This is a genomic window from Pseudoxanthomonas japonensis (assembly GCF_043632995.1).
Taxonomy (GTDB): domain Bacteria; phylum Pseudomonadota; class Gammaproteobacteria; order Xanthomonadales; family Xanthomonadaceae; genus Pseudoxanthomonas_A; species Pseudoxanthomonas_A japonensis.
On the sequence record NZ_CP171632.1, the window covers coordinates 1,182,825 to 1,198,351 of the forward strand.

At 67.4% G+C, this 15,527-nt stretch carries 13 protein-coding genes; 8 read left to right on the forward strand and 5 right to left on the reverse strand.

Annotated features, from left to right (window positions below):
• The first annotated feature begins 7 nt into the window (after window positions 1-7).
• The 3 genes from ACGHX3_RS05385 to ACGHX3_RS05395 are packed head-to-tail and all read left to right on the forward strand — an operon-like array spanning window position 8 to window position 3,911.
• Window positions 8-814 (forward strand): RNA methyltransferase, encoded by an 807-nt coding sequence (locus ACGHX3_RS05385; protein ID WP_394696656.1) that lies wholly within the window; start codon window positions 8-10, stop codon window positions 812-814.
• A gap of 50 nt (window positions 815-864) precedes the next feature.
• Window positions 865-1,794 (forward strand): phosphate/phosphite/phosphonate ABC transporter substrate-binding protein, encoded by a 930-nt coding sequence (locus ACGHX3_RS05390; RefSeq protein WP_394696657.1) that lies wholly within the window; start codon window positions 865-867, stop codon window positions 1,792-1,794.
• Entirely contained in the window at window positions 1,791-3,911 is a 2,121-nt protein-coding gene (locus ACGHX3_RS05395; RefSeq protein ID WP_162339333.1) for a bifunctional diguanylate cyclase/phosphodiesterase, read from the forward strand. The genes ACGHX3_RS05390 and ACGHX3_RS05395 overlap by 4 nt, the downstream gene beginning before the upstream one ends.
• Before the next feature lie 111 nt (window positions 3,912-4,022).
• Here the strand turns inward: ACGHX3_RS05395 and ACGHX3_RS05400 are convergent, their stop codons facing one another.
• Window positions 4,023-4,649, reverse strand: coding sequence for an exopolysaccharide biosynthesis protein (locus ACGHX3_RS05400; protein WP_162339334.1), 627 nt, complete (start codon window positions 4,647-4,649; stop codon window positions 4,023-4,025).
• Window position 4,650: 1 nt separating this feature from the next.
• The gene (locus tag ACGHX3_RS05405) at window positions 4,651-5,988 is read right to left on the reverse strand and encodes a hemolysin family protein (protein WP_394696658.1); all 1,338 of its coding nucleotides are present in this window, start codon (window positions 5,986-5,988) and stop codon (window positions 4,651-4,653) included.
• A gap of 279 nt (window positions 5,989-6,267) precedes the next feature.
• Between ACGHX3_RS05405 and ACGHX3_RS05410 the strand changes: the two genes are divergently transcribed.
• Both ACGHX3_RS05410 and ACGHX3_RS05415 read left to right on the forward strand, forming a co-directional pair.
• Complete coding sequence (locus ACGHX3_RS05410) at window positions 6,268-6,894, forward strand: DUF47 domain-containing protein (protein ID WP_056878267.1); 627 nt, start codon at window positions 6,268-6,270, stop codon at window positions 6,892-6,894.
• Between the two features lie 12 nt (window positions 6,895-6,906).
• A complete protein-coding gene (locus tag ACGHX3_RS05415; protein ID WP_162337555.1) occupies window positions 6,907-8,028 on the forward strand; it encodes an inorganic phosphate transporter in 1,122 nt (373 codons plus the stop codon).
• A gap of 88 nt (window positions 8,029-8,116) precedes the next feature.
• Here ACGHX3_RS05415 and ACGHX3_RS05420 read toward each other — a convergent pair whose 3' ends face one another.
• The gene (locus ACGHX3_RS05420; RefSeq protein WP_162337556.1) at window positions 8,117-8,527 is read right to left on the reverse strand and encodes a hypothetical protein; all 411 of its coding nucleotides are present in this window, start codon (window positions 8,525-8,527) and stop codon (window positions 8,117-8,119) included.
• A 42-nt stretch (window positions 8,528-8,569) separates the two neighbouring features.
• Between ACGHX3_RS05420 and ACGHX3_RS05425 the strand changes: the two genes are divergently transcribed.
• Both ACGHX3_RS05425 and ACGHX3_RS05430 read left to right on the forward strand, forming a co-directional pair.
• On the forward strand, window positions 8,570-8,908 hold the full coding sequence (locus ACGHX3_RS05425; protein WP_162337557.1) for an MGMT family protein: 339 nt from the start codon (window positions 8,570-8,572) through the stop codon (window positions 8,906-8,908).
• Window positions 8,909-8,951: 43 nt separating this feature from the next.
• Window positions 8,952-9,602 carry a rhomboid family intramembrane serine protease gene (locus tag ACGHX3_RS05430; protein ID WP_394696659.1) on the forward strand — a complete coding sequence of 217 codons (651 nt, stop codon included), beginning with the start codon at window positions 8,952-8,954 and terminating at the stop codon, window positions 9,600-9,602.
• A gap of 70 nt (window positions 9,603-9,672) precedes the next feature.
• On the opposite strand, the gene ACGHX3_RS05435 is transcribed toward ACGHX3_RS05430, so the two are convergent.
• Together ACGHX3_RS05435 and ACGHX3_RS05440 are read right to left on the reverse strand one after the other, a co-directional pair.
• The gene (locus tag ACGHX3_RS05435) at window positions 9,673-11,694 is read right to left on the reverse strand and encodes a M13 family metallopeptidase (RefSeq protein ID WP_394696660.1); all 2,022 of its coding nucleotides are present in this window, start codon (window positions 11,692-11,694) and stop codon (window positions 9,673-9,675) included.
• A gap of 190 nt (window positions 11,695-11,884) precedes the next feature.
• Window positions 11,885-13,966 carry a M13 family metallopeptidase gene (locus ACGHX3_RS05440; RefSeq protein WP_394697245.1) on the reverse strand — a complete coding sequence of 694 codons (2,082 nt, stop codon included), beginning with the start codon at window positions 13,964-13,966 and terminating at the stop codon, window positions 11,885-11,887.
• A 183-nt stretch (window positions 13,967-14,149) separates the two neighbouring features.
• Between ACGHX3_RS05440 and ACGHX3_RS05445 the strand changes: the two genes are divergently transcribed.
• The gene (locus ACGHX3_RS05445; RefSeq protein ID WP_394696661.1) at window positions 14,150-15,523 is read left to right on the forward strand and encodes an MBL fold metallo-hydrolase RNA specificity domain-containing protein; all 1,374 of its coding nucleotides are present in this window, start codon (window positions 14,150-14,152) and stop codon (window positions 15,521-15,523) included.
• Window positions 15,524-15,527: the final 4 nt, after the last annotated feature.

Here is a 15,527-nt window from a genome sequence, read left to right on the forward strand (position 1 = left end):
TGCCCCCATGAATACGCCTGTTTCCCCGACCGATTCCCTTTCCCCGGCCACGGCCGCCCGCCTGCGCGTGGTGCTGGTCGGCACGCAGCACCCCGGCAACATCGGTGCGGCAGCGCGTGCCCTGAAGACCATGGGACTTGCGCGGCTGGTGCTGGTCGCACCCGAGGACTATCCCGCGGAAGAGGCCTACCGGCGCGCGGCAGGGGCCGACAACCTGCTGGGCGACGCCCCGGTGGTGGCCACGCTGGCCGAGGCCGTGGCGGATTGCCACCTTGTGCTGGGATGCACGGCGCGCAGCCGCCGCGTCCAACTGGAGGAGCACGCACCCCGCCAGGCCGCCGCTCTGGCGGTGGGCCGGGCGGCAGCCGGAGGCGAGGTGGCGCTGGTGTTCGGCCGCGAGCGCACCGGCCTGAGCAACGAGGAACTCCAGCTCTGCCACGCCGCGGTGCACATCCCCGCCAATCCCGAATACAGCTCGCTGAACCTCGCCGCCGCCGTGCAGGTACTGGCCTACGAACTGCGACTGGCGCTGCTGGAGGGGGCGACGGCGACGACGGCGGAGCCGGTCCATCCCGACGAAACCCCGGCCAGCCATGCCCACGTGGAAGGGTTCTTCGCACAGCTCGGCGACACGCTCGATGCGATCGACTTCCACAAGGGGCGCACGCCCGATTCGGCCATGCGCAAGTTGAGGCGGCTGTTCGCCAAGGCGGACCTGACCGAGCAGGAAGTGCGGCTGCTGCGCGGCATCCTGGCCGACGCCCAGCGCATGGCGCGACTGGCGGGCCAGGGCGGGACCGGAACACTGTCTTGAGCTCACGTTTTCCGCTAGGCTGCCGCCATCGTTCTGGCGGGCGCCTATCGTTGCGTACAACCTGGTTCCGCCTCGCGCTGGCCGCCCTCGGTGCAGCCCTGCTTCCCGCCGCCGTCGTGCCGGCCAAGGCCGCCGGCGACGAACGGGTCCTCGTCCTGGGACGCATCAGCGACGACCCCAAGGCGCACTACGAACAGCTCAAACCCCTGCTGGACTACGTGGTCCCGCGCATGCGCGATGTCGGCATCACCGAGGGCCGCATCCTGATGGCGCGCGATGCCCAGCAGATGACCAGCTACCTGCGCCGCGGCCGGGTGGACTGGGTCACCGAGACGGCGGGCACCGGCATGCGGCTGCAGGAGCGCGCCGGCGCACGCCCGCTGCTGCTGACCGAGCGCGGCGGCGTGAGCCGCTACCACGGGGTGTTCTTCGTCCGCCGCGACAGCGGCCTCGAGCGCTTGGCCGATCTGAAGGGGCGGACGGTGGCCTTCCAGAACACCGCCTCGACCAGCGCGTACTTCGCGCCGTCGGTGGCGTTGCTGGATGCCGGCCAGCGGATGGAGATCCTGCTCTCGCCGATGGACCGGCCGTCCGCCGACTCGGTCGGCTACGTGTTCGCGCGTTCCGAACTCAACATCGCCGCCTGGGTGCACAAGCGCCTGGTCGATGCGGGCGTGGTCAGCAACCTGGACTGGGACGACGTGCGCCGCATGCCGCCCTCGTTCCGCCGCGACTTCCGCGTGATCCACGAAACGCAGGACTTCCCGCGCGCGCTCGAGATGGTGCGTGGCGACCTCGATCCTCGGATCGAGGCGCGCCTGCGCGAGGTGCTGCTGGAAGCCGCCAACGATCCTGCCGCGCGCGATGCGCTCAACGTCTTCTTCCGCACGACCCGCTTCCTGCCGGTCGATCCGACCTCGCAGCAGGCATTGGACGATCTGCGCCGCGGCGTGACCCGTGTCCGGGAGCAGGTCGAATGAAGTCCGTGAAGTTCGGCCTGCAGGCGCGTTTCCTGGCGGCGATGGCGATCATGCTGTTGGTGGTGATCGCGCTGCTCGGCACGCTGCTGCACCGTCAGAAGGTGATGCAGCAGGAGGTCGCCGACCTCGGCCGCGAGGCGATGCACGGCATGGTCGAGGACAGCCTGCGCCGGCACGGCGAAGCCACCGTCGACCAGTTGGGCGACGCGCTGGCCAACCCGCTGTACTACTTCGACCTGGACACGATCGGCAGCATCGTGCGCTCGGCGCAGAAGGAGCCCGACGTCAGTTACGTGCTCGTCTACGACAACCAGGGCCGGATCATCCACGACGGTACCGCCGACATCGCGGTGTACGGGCAGACCATGACCGATCCGCTGGCGTACGAAGCGGTGAATGCGCGCAGCATGCATACGCAGTGGTCCGCGCAGATCGTCGATGTGTCCGAGCCGATCATGATCGGCAGCGAGCGCATCGGCGGCGTGCGTGTCGGCTATTCGGTCGCCTCGGTGCGCGCGTACGAAGAGAAGGCCATCACCGCCGCGCGGGCACGGCTGAACGAACTTGGCGCGCGCCACTTGGGCTGGATCGCGTTGCTGCTGGCGGCGCTGGTGGCGGCATGCGTGGCGATCATGGTGTACGCCCAGCGCACGCTGGTGCGGCCGATCCGGCAGCTGGCACGGGCGGCGCACGACATCGAGGTGGGCAACTACAACGGCGAGCGCATGGCCAGCGAGCGCCAGGACGAGGTCGGCGAACTGGTGCGTGCGTTCGGCACGATGAGCGACAGCATCGCCCGGCACGACCGTGACGTGCGGCGCATGGCCTACACCGATTCGCTGACCGGACTGACCAACCGGCTGGCGTTCCGCGAAAGCCTGGACCATCGCCTGATGATGCTGCGCGGCGCGGGCCGGCAACTCGCGTTGCTGTTCGCCGACATCGACGACTTCAAGCGCGTCAACGACACGCTGGGCCACGAGGCCGGCGACGAAGTCCTGCAGCAGTTCGCGCACCGCATCCGCGACGCGGTGGAGCTGATGGGGGGCGACGACGCCTTGCTGGCGCGCTTCGGCGGCGACGAGTTCGTCATCCTGATCCAGGACGGCGACGTGCGCGGCGGCGCCACCCGGCTGGCCGAGAAACTGGTGGCCGAATTGGGTCGCCCGATCGTGGTGCAGGAACGCCAGGTATTCCTCGGTACATCGATCGGCATCACCCTGTTCCCGGAAGACGCCTCCGGCGCGACCGCGCTGATGAAGAACGGCGACATCGCGATGTACCAGGCGAAGGTCGCCGGCAAGAACTGCTACCGCTTCTACAGCCGTGCGATGGACCAGGCCGTCGAGCGCCGCGTGCGCATGGAGCAGGAGTTGCGCGGCGCGTGGGAGCGCGGCGAACTGAGCCTGATGTACCAGCCGGTGTTCCGCATGGCCGACAGCCGCATCGTCGGCGCCGAGGCGCTGCTGCGCTGGCAGCATCCGGAGCTGGGCATGGTGGCGCCGTCGGTGTTCATCGACGTGGCCGAGCAGAGTGGCCTGATCGAGAGCATCGGTCCCCGCGTGCTGCGCGCCGCCTGCGCCGCCGCCGCGCGCTGGGGCAGCGAACGCGACGCGATGGATCCGCTGTTCGTCTCGGTCAACGTCTCGCCGCGCCAGCTGCGCAGCGGCGACTTGCCGGACGTGGTGGCCGAATGCCTGCGCGACACCGGGCTGGCGGCATCACGCCTGCACCTGGAGCTTACCGAGACCGCCGTCATCAGCGACGAGGCGCATGCCAGCGCGCTGTTGGCCACGCTGCACCGCACCGGGGTGAAGGTGTGGCTGGACGATTTCGGCACCGGCTTCTCGGGCCTGAGCCACCTGCGTCGCGTGCCGGTCGACGGCGTGAAGATCGACCGCAGCTTCATCGCCGACATGCTGCGCGATCCCGACGACCTGGCGCTGACGTCCGCGATCATCGCGATGGCGCACTCGCTGGGCATCACGGTCGTCGCCGAAGGCGTGGAAAAGGAAGGCCAGTTCAACCTGCTGCGCGAACGTGGCTGCGACCTGGCGCAGGGCTACTGGTTGGGGTATCCGGTCACCGCGGCGGAGTTCGCGCAGCTCGTGGCGTAAGGGAAAGGGTGTTGTGGGAGCGACGTAAGTCGCGATGGCCCACCGATAAAGCCTCATCGCGACTTACGTCGCTCCCACACCCACCTTCCTGCTTATGCCTGGTGCGAAGGCTCAGAACCACTTCGCGATCAGCGCACTCGTGGCTTCCACCAGGTTGCCGGACAGGAAACCGAACACCACCACGGCGATGCCACCGGCGATCCACGCCACCAGCAGCAGCGCGCCGTCGCGCTCGAGCAGCGCCAGCGCGAACAGCAGCAGCAGGAAACCGAACACATAGTTGGTGAACGGAATGGGCAACGCCAGCAGGATGCCCAGCAGGATCAGCAGCAAGCCGGTGAAGCTGAGCGCCACACGGTTGTCGACCAGGCCGCCCATTCGGGGGCGGACGAGTTTTTCCAGGCGGCGCAGCCACGGCGCCATGCGTTGGCGGAAGCGCACCATCGCGCTGCGGTGCGGTCCGCGGCGTGCCAAAAAGGCCGGCAACCACACCTTGCGCAGGCCCAGCAGCAGCTGCACGCCGACCAGGACCACCATCGGTCCGCCGACGGCGCCGCCGACACCGGGTATCGGGATGAAGGCCGGCAGCACGCCGATGAACAGCAACAGGCCGAACGCGGCGGGGCCGAAGTCCTTCAGCAGGTCGCCAAGGCGAAGGACCTCGTCGGGATCGCCGGCGGCGAAGCCGTCGATCAGCGTGGCCGTGCTGGTGTGTCGTGGTGCGTCGTCGGCGGACATGTCAGACCGCCAGGTCTTCGCCGTCGGTCTCGGGCAGTTTCTGAAGCAGCAGCTTGTCGATGCGGGCGCCGTCGAGGTCGACCACTTCGAAGCGCCAGCCGGCCCAGTCCAGGTGCTCGCCGACGTGCGGGATGCGGCCGAAGCGTTCGATCATCAGGCCGGCAACGGTGTTGTACTCGTCGTCGTCGGGCAGCGCCAGGCCGCCCAGCAGTTCACGCAGGTCGTCGTTGGGCAGCGAGCCGTCCACCAGCAGCGAGCCGTCGTCGCGGACCACCACCAGCGGCGCATCCTCGGTGTTTTCCGCGGCCTGCAGGCGACCGACCACGGCGCCCATCAGGTCGCTCTGGGTGACCAGGCCCTGGATCTCGCCGTACTCGTCCACGACCAGCGCCAGCGATTGCTGCTCTTCGCGGAAGATCTCCAGCAGCTTCATGGCATGGGTGGACTCGGACACGAACAGCGGCTCGCGCAGCTTGATGAAGAGGTCGGGCTGGGCGATGCCGAAGCGGTCCAGCAGGGACTTCACTTCCAGCACGCCGACCACGTCCTGGTCGTTGCCGCGATACACCGGAAAGCGCGAGAACGCCGACTCGTGCATGGTCTGCAGGTTGTCGTCGTAGGACGCGGCGGCGTCGAGCCAGACAATCTTCTTGCGTGGCGTCATCAGGCTGTCCGCGGTGCGGTCGCCCAGGCGCAGTACGCGGTTCATCATGTTGCGCTCGTCGGCATCGATCACGCCGGCCTCGTGCCCTTCGGACACGAGCATGCGGATTTCTTCTTCGCTGACGGTGGCCGCTTCATCCTTGCCTAAGCCCAGCAGGCGCAGGACGAAGCGGGTGCTATGGGAGAGCAGCCACACGAACGGGAAAGCGATCTTCGCCAACCAGCCCATCGGCACGGCAACGACTCCGGCGATCTTCTCCGGCGCAGTGATCGCAAGGCGCTTGGGTACCAGTTCGCCGAAGATCAGTGTCATGAAGGTGATCAAGGCGACGGCAAGCGTCTTGCCTATCAGCTCCGACCAGGGCTGCGGCTCACCGACAAGCGCGAAAGTGGCCGAAAGAGACGGGAATACGCCCTGCAACCAGCCTGCGATGGCCATGCCGATGGCTTCACCACCGAACAGACCGGTCAGGACGCCGATCAGCGTGATGCCGATCTGGACCGTGGACAGGAAGCTCTCGGGCTTCTCCGACAGGTCCAGCGCGCGCTGGGCGCGATGGCTGGTCTGGGCCATCTGCTTCAGGCGGCTCTTGCGCGAGGTCATGACCGACATCTCGGACATGGCGAAGAAGCCGTTCAACAGCACCAGGGCGAAAACAATGAGCAGCTCAAGCACGGGAGCCTCCGTTCAGAGCGGGGAGGGCCGGCGAGGCGGGCGGGGTCTGTCGCGGAGGACAGTGGGGGGAAGTAGGGTCGTCGTCCATAGGGTGCACCCGGAGGCGCGCGGCGAGTTTAGCAAACGGTCGGCGGGCGGACGCGTGAAGCTGAACAAGACATTCGGCTAATGCGGGCGCCCCGAGGACGGCTCCCGTCCCGCCGGACTGTCCGGAACAGTCATGAAGCGGTCATAATTCCGCTCCTGAAGCCGTCCATCCCGTGACGGTGGGACCGCCCGATGTTCTCCCTCCAGACGATCTTCGGCTCCGGCCAGCAGTTCTACACGCTGTTGGACGAGGCCGCCCAAGCCGCCCACGACAGCACCAAGGCCCTGCACACCATGATGAAGGCCACCGACCGCCAGCCGGCGCTCGATGCCTTCAAGCTGGCGCGCCTGCGCGAGCGTGCGGCCTCGGACAAGATCGGCAAGGCGCTGGTGGACAGCTTCATCACCCCGATCGAGCGCGAGGACATCGAGGCGCTGGGCTCGGCGCTGTACAAGATCCCCAAGCAGGTCGAGAAGTTCGCCGACCGCTACTCGCTGGCCATCCAGCACCTGGACGGCATCGACTTCGCGCCGCGCGCGGCGATGCTGGAGCAGGCGGCCAGCGTGGTGGTCGAGATGGTCCACGAGATCAAGAAGATGAACATCGATCGCATGACCTCGCTCAACGAGAAGCTGCGCGCGATCGAGAACGAGGCCGACCGGCTGATGCTGGAGCTGTACCGCGACATCTACTCCGGTCGCCTGGACCACCTGCAGATGTTCCTGCTGAAGGAGTTCTTCGAGATCCTGGAGAAGGCCATCGACCGCTGCCGCGAGGCCGGCGTGGTGGCGTACCAGATCGTCCTCAAGAACAGCTGACGGGTCGCGCCCATGCTTACCCTCGTGCTGGTGGTGATCTTCGCCGCGCTCGTCTTCGAGTTCATCAACGGCTTCCACGACACCGCCAACTCCATCGCCACCGTGGTCGCCACCAAGGTGCTGTCGCCGGGCCAGGCGGTGATGCTGGCGGCCGTGATGAACCTGATCGGCGCGCTGACCGGCACCGCCGTCGCCAAGACCATTGCCTCCGGCCTGGTCGACACCAACGTGGTGCAGGTGACCTCGCAGGTGATCCTGTGCGCGCTGCTGGGCGGCATCATCTGGAACCTGATCACCTGGTGGAAGGGCCTGCCGTCGTCGTCGTCGCATGCGCTGATCGGCGGCCTGTGCGGTGCCGCGCTGGCCGCCGCGCACAACGACTGGGGTGCGTTGATCTGGTCGCAGGCGGCCGGCGACTGGACGCAGAACAAGGGCATCCTGTGGAAGGTCGTGCTGCCGATGATCTCCTCGCCGGTGGCGGGCTTCGTGCTCGGCATCGTGGTGATGGTGCTGCTATGGGGGCTGATCGTGCTGCTGTCGAAGCTGGGCGGCTGGCTGGGCCGTCTGGCGCGTCCGCACTTCGTCAACAAGTTCTTCGGCAAGGCGCAGATCCTCTCCGCTGCCTACATGGGCTATGCGCACGGCCACAACGATGCGCAGAAGACGATGGGCATCATTGCGCTGACGCTGTTCGGCGCCGAGGCCAGCGGTGCCTTGGACAGCCTGCCGAACTGGCTTGCGTTCCTGCATCCGGGCAGTGCCGGCGAGCAGGACATCGCCATGTGGATCGTCATCACCTGCGCCATCGTGATGGCACTGGGTACCGCGTCGGGCGGCTGGAAGATCATCAAGACGCTGGGCCACAAGATGGTGAAGCTGCATCCGATCAACGGCTTCGCGGCGGAAACCAGCTCGGCGACCATCCTGACCGTGGCCGCGCATTTCGGCATGCCGGTATCGACCACGCACAGCATCTCCACCGCCATCATGGGCGTGGGCTTCGCCAAGAATCCGCGTGCGCTGAAGTTCGGCGTGATCGAACGCATCCTGTGGGCGTGGGTGCTGACGATCCCGGCGGCCGGCGGTATCGCCTACGGCCTGCTGCGGTTGCTGGAGTCGATCGGCTGGGCTTGATGTCGCCCTGCATCCGTTGAAACAGAAAACGCCGGGCTTGCCCGGCGTTTTTTTGTTCCGACGCCGCGATGGCGGGCCCGGGCCCGCCCTACAGCAGATCGCCTTCAGCGGAGAGTGCGCGTTCCATGCTGTCGCCCAGGCCGCCGATCTCCAGCACCAGGCGGTCGACTTCGGCCGGGCTGAGGCTTTCGTACGGCCGGTTCTCGCACAGTTGCAGGTAGGGCACGCCGTCGAGTTCACCGATGGCCAGATAGCCGACGCTGCTCTGCCAGTTGAACTTCAGCGCGCGCTTGGCGTCGATGCCGGTCATCGGGGCGATCACCGTGCTCACGCGCAGGTAGCCGCGCTCGTCGTCGTTGCCCAGTTCGGACAGGTAGATCGTCTGGTGCCGCTTGCCGTTGCCCAGCGACAGTTCCACGCAGGCGACGTAAGGGTCGTGCATGGTGACCTTGTAGCCGGAGGAATTCAGATGGCCGCGGACCTGTTCGAAGTTGTGCATGGGATGCTCCCCCTGTTGCCGTTGCCGCTATGCTAATCCCGCATGAGCGCCAAGTCTCCCGAAGACAGAATTCTTGCCGCAATCCGTGCGATACCGCACGGTCAGGTGGCCGGCTACGGCGAAGTCGCGCATCGCGCGGGCTTGCCGGGCCGCGCGCGCCTGACCGCGCGCATCCTCAGCCAGAACGACGATCCGGCGCTGCCGTGGCACCGCGTGCTGCGCTCCGATGGGCGTATCGCGTTTCCCGAAGGCTCGAAGGCGTTCCGCGAGCAGAGCCAGCGCCTGCGCGCGGAAGGCGTGAAGGTGGAGGGCGGACGCGTGAAGCGGCCGCGCAAGGCCGACGATCTGGATGCGGCACTGTGGGGGCCGGGCCCCCGTTAACGCGCGGCACGTATGATGTGGCGCGACCGTTCCGAGGATTGCCATGTTTCCCCGACTTCTCCCCGTCACCAGGACGTTGCTGATCGCGAACGTCGCGGGCTACCTGCTGCAGCTGTTGCTGGGCGACACACTGCTCGACTGGTTCGCCTTGTGGCCGGTGGGCCATGGCTTCCTGCCCTGGCAGTTGCTGACGTATGGCTTCCTGCACGACACCAGCGGTTTCGCGCACCTGGCCTTCAACATGCTGGCGCTGTGGATGTTCGGTTCGCCGCTCGAACAGACGTGGGGACAGAAACGCTTCCTCACCTTCTTCCTGGTGTGCATCGCCGGCGCCGGTCTGCTGCAGCTCGCCGTGGGCTGGTGGATGGTGTCCGCGGGTGCGCTGCCATACCCGACACTGGGCGCGTCGGGTGGCGTGTTCGGGCTGTTGCTGGGTTACGGCATGCTGTTTCCGAACAACCGCATGATCGTGTTTCCGCTGCCGATGGAGATCAAGGCACGCACGCTGGTGATCTTCTACGCATTGCTTGCGCTGGTGCTGGGCTTTACCGGTCTGCAGCCGGGCGTCGCACACTTCGCGCATCTGGGTGGCATGGTGTTCGGCTGGCTGATGATCCGCTACTGGCGGGGCCAGCCACCGTTCGGCAGGGGCCCGCGCAAGCCGAAGCCGCCGCACCTGCGCTCGGTCAAATAATCGGCATCCAGGACGCAAAGAAAAACGGCGCGGGATCCCGCGCCGTTCTTCCATGCAGCGGATGCGGAGCTCAGCGCCAGATGCGCACCTGGTCCGCTTCCTTCGCCTGCATCGGCTGGCCGGCCTTGCAGGTGAACGCCTGCGCGAAGGCCGGCTGCTGGGTCAGCGGGCCGTTGGCGCGCCACTGGCCGGGGGCGTGCACGTCGACGGCGGCGCGCTGCGCGGCTTCGGTTTCCGACAGGTTCTGTGCCCACAACGTGGCCCAGGCCTTGTAGAACGACTGCTTCGCCGCGGCGTTCGCCTGCGGTTCGGCGGTGGCGAAGGCGTCCCATGCCAGTTCCACACCGGCGAGGTCGGCCAGATTCTCGTCGCGCGTCAGCGCACCGTTGACCTTGACGTTCTTCAGGTCGGGGAAGGCATACGCGTTGTACTGCGCGACGACCTTGTCGCCCAGCGCATTCCATGCGGCGACATCGGCGGGCGTCCACCAGTCGCGCAGCTGTCCCTTGGCGTCGACCATGCGGCCCTTCACGTCGAAGCCGCGGCTCAGCTCGTGGCCGACCAGTGCGCCGAACGCGCCGTACTGCACGGCGGCCGGCTGCTTCGCATCGAAGATCTCTTCCTGCAGCACGGCGGCGGTGACGATCAGGCGGTTCTGCGCCAGGTCGTAGGCGAGTGCAGGCTGCTGCGGCAGCACGTCCCAGCGGCGGTCGGCATTGCCCTTGCCGATGCGCTTCATCTCTTCGCGGTGGCGCCAGGTCGACGCGATCAGGATATTGCCGCCGAAGCTGCCGCGGCCCATCGGCTGCACGCTGTAGTCGAGGTCGCGCTTGGGCGTGCCGACTTCGATCTTCAGCTTGTCGAGCTTGGCCTTGGCTTCGGTCTTGGCGGCCTCGCTCAGCCAGGTCGTGCGTTCGATGCCGCGGCCCAGCGCGTCGCGCACCTGGCCGGCGATCTGCTCGGCGCGGTGCTTGTGGTCGGCGGGCACGTAGCGCTCGGCGTATTCCTTGCCGAGCATCGGGCCGGCGGCGAGGTTGATCGCGTCCAGCACCTGCCGCCAGCGCGGCGCCGGCGCGGTTTCGCCACGCAGCACGCGGCCGCGGAAATCGAATTCGGCATCGCGGAACGGCTTGGCCAGGTACGGCGCCATCGCATCGCCCACGCGCCAGCGCAGGTAGGCCTTCCACTGGTCGGGCTTGAGCGTGCCGACCAGGTTGTCCAGGCGCTTGAACAGCTCGGGATCGGCCATCGACACCGTGTCGTCGCTGACGCCCTGCGCCTTCAGGAAGGCGTCGAGCTGAAGGTTGCGGTATTGCTTGCCCAGGTCCCTGGTCGGCACCGGCGCGTAGTTGGCGAAGGGGCTGCGCAGGTCGACCAGCGGCTTGGACACCTGCGCCAGCCTGGTCTCCACGTCGATGACCAGCGCCGATTCGGCGTCCAGCTTCGCGGCCGGCGTACCGGTCAGCGCGAGCACCTGCTTCACGTAGGTGCGATAGCGACCCAGCAGCTCGCGCGTGTCGGCGTCGGTGCGGGTGTAGTAGGCCGGATCGGCCAGGCCCAGGCCGCCCTGCATGAAGTAGCCGATGTGGCGGTCCAGCGCCTGCAGGTCCACGTCGGGGCTGAAGTTGAAGGCCACCGGGATGCCGACCTGGTGCAGCGCGGCGATGGCCGGTGCGACGTCCTTCGGCTTCTTGATGGCGTTGATGCGATCCAGCAGCGGCGCGATCGGCTTGGAGCCGTCGGCTTCCACGGCGGCTTCGTCCAGGCCGCTGGCCCAGAAGTCGCCCAGCAGTTTCTGCACGTTGCCCTGCGGCGCCTGCATGGCGCTGTCGAGCAGGGCGCGCTGCTGGTCCAGCGTGCGCGCGCGGAAGGCACCCAAGACGCTGACGGCACCGGCTTCATTCGACGCGGGGTTCTTCTTCAGCCAGTCCGCATTGGTGGCCGTGTAGAAATCCGAGCACTGCGCACTGACCGCCGGGGCGGCGGGGGCGCGCTTCTTGCGCTGGGCTTCGGCATCCGGGGCGCCCAGGGCGATGACGAGGGCGAAGGCGATCAGGGTGGGGCGGCCGAGAGCGTGGCGCGGGCTGGGCATCAGGAACATCCGGAGTTCAGGGTCGGGCGATTCTAGCAAGGGAGCCGTTGCCGGCCCGCAGGATCGTGAACGGAACCCGGTGCCGCGTGGCGGCTTTTGCTGGCCTGCGTCACAGCTCGGCCACTGGTCCGCGGAAAAGGAAAGGCCCGGACGTGCCGGGCCTTTCCAGTTCACGACGCAACGCGCGGGATTACCAGATCACGACCTGCTGGTCGCCGCTGCGCACCATCGGATCGCCGGCCTTGCACGAGAATGCCGCGGCGAACGTGGGCAGGTTCGACGGCGCACCGATGGCGCGGAACTGCGCGGGGGCGTGTTCGTCGGTGGCGATGCGGTTCTTCAGCTCTTCCGGCGTGAAGTTGCGGCGCCACACCGTGGCCCAGTTGAGGAAGAAGCGCTGGTCGCGGGTCAGCCCGTCGGTCATCGGGTCGGGCGTATCGCCGGCGGCGGCCTTCATGGCGTCGTAGGCCGTCGCCAGGCCGCCGAGGTCGGCGATGTTCTCGCCCAGCGTGTGGTTGCCGTTGATCGCCTGGCCCGCGTCGGTGCGGTAGCCGTTGAACTGCGCCACCAGCTTGCCGGTCAGCGCCTTGAAGCCCTTGGCGTCGGCATCGCTCCACCAGTTCTCGAACTTGCCGGTGGCCCCGAAACGGCTGCCCTGGTCGTCGTAGCCGTGCGTCATCTCGTGGCCGATCACCGCGCCGATGCCGCCGTAGTTCATTTCATCGGTGGCGTTGGGGTCGAAGAATGGCGGCTGCAGGATGGCGGCCGGGAACACGATCTCGTTCTGGAACGGATTGTAATAGGCGTTGACCATCTGCGGCGGCATGCCCCATTCGGTCTTGTCCACGGGCTTGCCAATCTTCCCCAGATCAAACTTGTAGTTGAACTCCTGCGCGGCAAGCACATTGCCGATGTAGCTGTCGCGGCTGGTTGCGAGGCCGGACCAGTCGCGCCACTTGTCGGGGTAGCCGATCTTGGTGGTGAACGCGGCCTGCTTCTCCATCGCCTTGGCCTTGGTGGCGTCGCTCATCCACGCCAGGTTCTGGATACGCGCCTTCAGCGCGGTGCCCAAGTTGGCGACCAGCGTTTCCATCTTCGCTTTCGACTCCGGCGTAAAGGCCACTTTCACGTACATCTGGCCCAACGCTTCGCCGCTTTGGCCCTCGATGGTTTCGAGCACGCGCTTCCAGCGCTGCTTGATCTCTTTCTGGCCGCGCAGAGTCTTGCTGTAGAAGTCGAACTGCTCGTTCGCGAAGGCATCGCTCAGGTAGGCCGACGCGCCGTCGACGGTGTGAAAGCGCAGGTATGCGCGCCACGTCGCCGGGTCCGTGTCGCCGAGCATCTTGCTGACTTCCTGGTGGAAAGACGGGATGGCGAGAGAGAACTGCTGCAGGCCAGTCACGCCCTGTGACTCGAGGAACTTCGTCCACGAGAAGTTCGGCGTCAACTTGTCGGCGTCGGCGACGGACACCATGTTGTTGTACAGGCTCACGTCGCGCGACAGGTCTTCACGCGACTTTGAGGCCTTCGCCAGACGGGTTTCGAACGCCATGATGTCGTTTGCCTGCTTCTGCGCATCGGCCGTGGCGACGCCCGAGAGCTCGAGAATCTTGGCGATATGCGCGACGTACGCCGTGCGGATGTCCTTCTTGTCGGCGTCGAAATAGAAGTTCTTGTCCGGCAGGCCCAACCCGCCCTGCATGGCGACCGCGGTGTTCATATCCGGGTTGCTGAACTCCGGCAGCGAGCCGAAGCCGAACAGGAAGTTCTGTCCCTTGGCGGCGGTCTGGTTCAGATACGCCACGATGGCGTCCTTGTCCTGCAGGCCGTCGATGGCTTTCAGTTCGGGCACGATCGGCTCGATACCCTGCGCGTTGGCCTTGGCCTCGTCCATGCCGGTGGCCCACAGGTCGCCGACGATCTTCTCCACGCCGGTGGCATCGGCGTGCGCGGCGGCCTGTTCGGCCAGCTGCTTCTGGACGGCGGTGGAGCGCTCGGCCAGCATCTCGAACGCGCCCCAGCTGGTGCGGTCGCTGGGGATGGCGTTGGCGGCCAGCCACTTGCCGTTGGCATAGCCGGCGAAGTCGGTGCACGCGTTCTTGGTGGTGTCGAGGTCGGCGAGCTGGAAGCGGTTCACGCCCGGCAGGCTGCTTTCGTCCAGCTTCAGCTCCAGCGCGGCGGGCGCTTTGGCGGCGGTATCGGCGGCAGGCGCGGCCTCTTCCTTCTTGGCGCAGGCGGCCAGCGCGGCGGCCACGGCGACGGACAGCATCAGGATCTGGGGTTTGCGGGCAATCACGATCAACTCCGGCCCTGGGCAGGGCAATGAAAAAAGGAACCCCCGGAAGGGGGCGTGGCGGCGACTCTACGCCTGTCACATGAAGGGCAGGTGTGTCGAAGGTCATGCCCTCGGGGGGCGTCAGCGGCCATACTGGGCGCCACGGCAAGGAGGGGTGCCATGCAGGTCCATTTCCACGGCGCAGCGGGCGAGGTCACCGGTTCGATGCATCTCGTCGAGGCTGCGGGCAAACGCGTCCTGCTGGACTGCGGGCTGATCCAGGGCAGCCGGGAGGCCGAGGCGCGCAACGCCGAACCGTTCCCGTTCGACCCGGCCACGCTCGACGCGGTGGTGCTGAGCCACGCGCACATCGACCACATCGGGCGGCTGCCGCTGTTGGTCAAGCGCGGATTCCGCGGCCCGATCCATACGCAGGGTGCCAGCGCCGAGCTGCTGCCGATCATGTTGCTGGACGCGGCCTCGCTGTCGGAATCGGAGGCCGAGCGCGCCAACCGCCATCGCCGCCGCGGCGAGCCCGACGCGCAGCCGCTGTTCTCCGAGGAGGACGTGCACGCCGCGATGAAACAGGTGCGTCCGCTGCCCTACGACGAGCGCACGACGATCCTGCCCGGCGTGGACATCGCGTTGCGCGATGCCGGCCATATCCTCGGCTCGGCCATCGTCGAACTGTGGGCCGACGGCCGCAAGCTGGTGTTCTCCGGCGACCTGGGGCCGAAGGGCACGCCGATCCTGCGCGATCCGGCCGTGGTGAAGCAGGCCGACCTGCTGTTGATGGAATCGACCTACGGCGACCGCAACCACCGCGACCGGCCGGAGACGATCCGCGAGCTGGGCGCGATCTTCGAGCATGCCTGGCGCGACCGCGGCAACGTGCTGATCCCGGCCTTCGCGGTCGGCCGCACGCAGGAACTGCTGTACTGGTTCGCCCGCAACTGGGACGCGTGGAAGCTGTCGCGCTGGCGGATCTTCCTGGACAGCCCGATGGCGGCGAAGGTCATCGGCGTCTATGCACGGCACCATGGCCTGTTCGACGAGGATGCACGCCGCGTCTGGGCGCAGTCGCCCAACCCGTTCCGCCTGCCCAACCTGTACGTTGCGGAGACCGTCCAGCAGTCGATGGCGATCAACCAGATCGAGAACGGCGCCATCGTCATCGCCGGCTCCGGCATGGCCAATGGCGGACGCATCCAGCACCACCTGCGCTACAACCTGGGTCGGCGCAACGCGCATGTCGTGTTCGTCGGCTACCAGGCTGAGGGCACGCTGGGCCGGCGGCTGGTGGATGGCGCGCAATGGGTGCGCATCCATGGCCGCGACTACCGGGTCAACGCGCAGCGGCACACCGTCGGCGGACTGTCCGCGCATACCGATCAGCAGGGCCTGCTGGCCTGGTACGGCAACTTCCAGCCCGCGCCGCCGCTGGTGCTGGTGCATGGCGAAGACCGGGCGCGCGAGGCGCTGGCGGGCGAGATCGGGGAACGCCACGGCGTGCCGGTGGAGCTCGCGCGGCCGGGGATGATCGTCGATGTTTGAACGG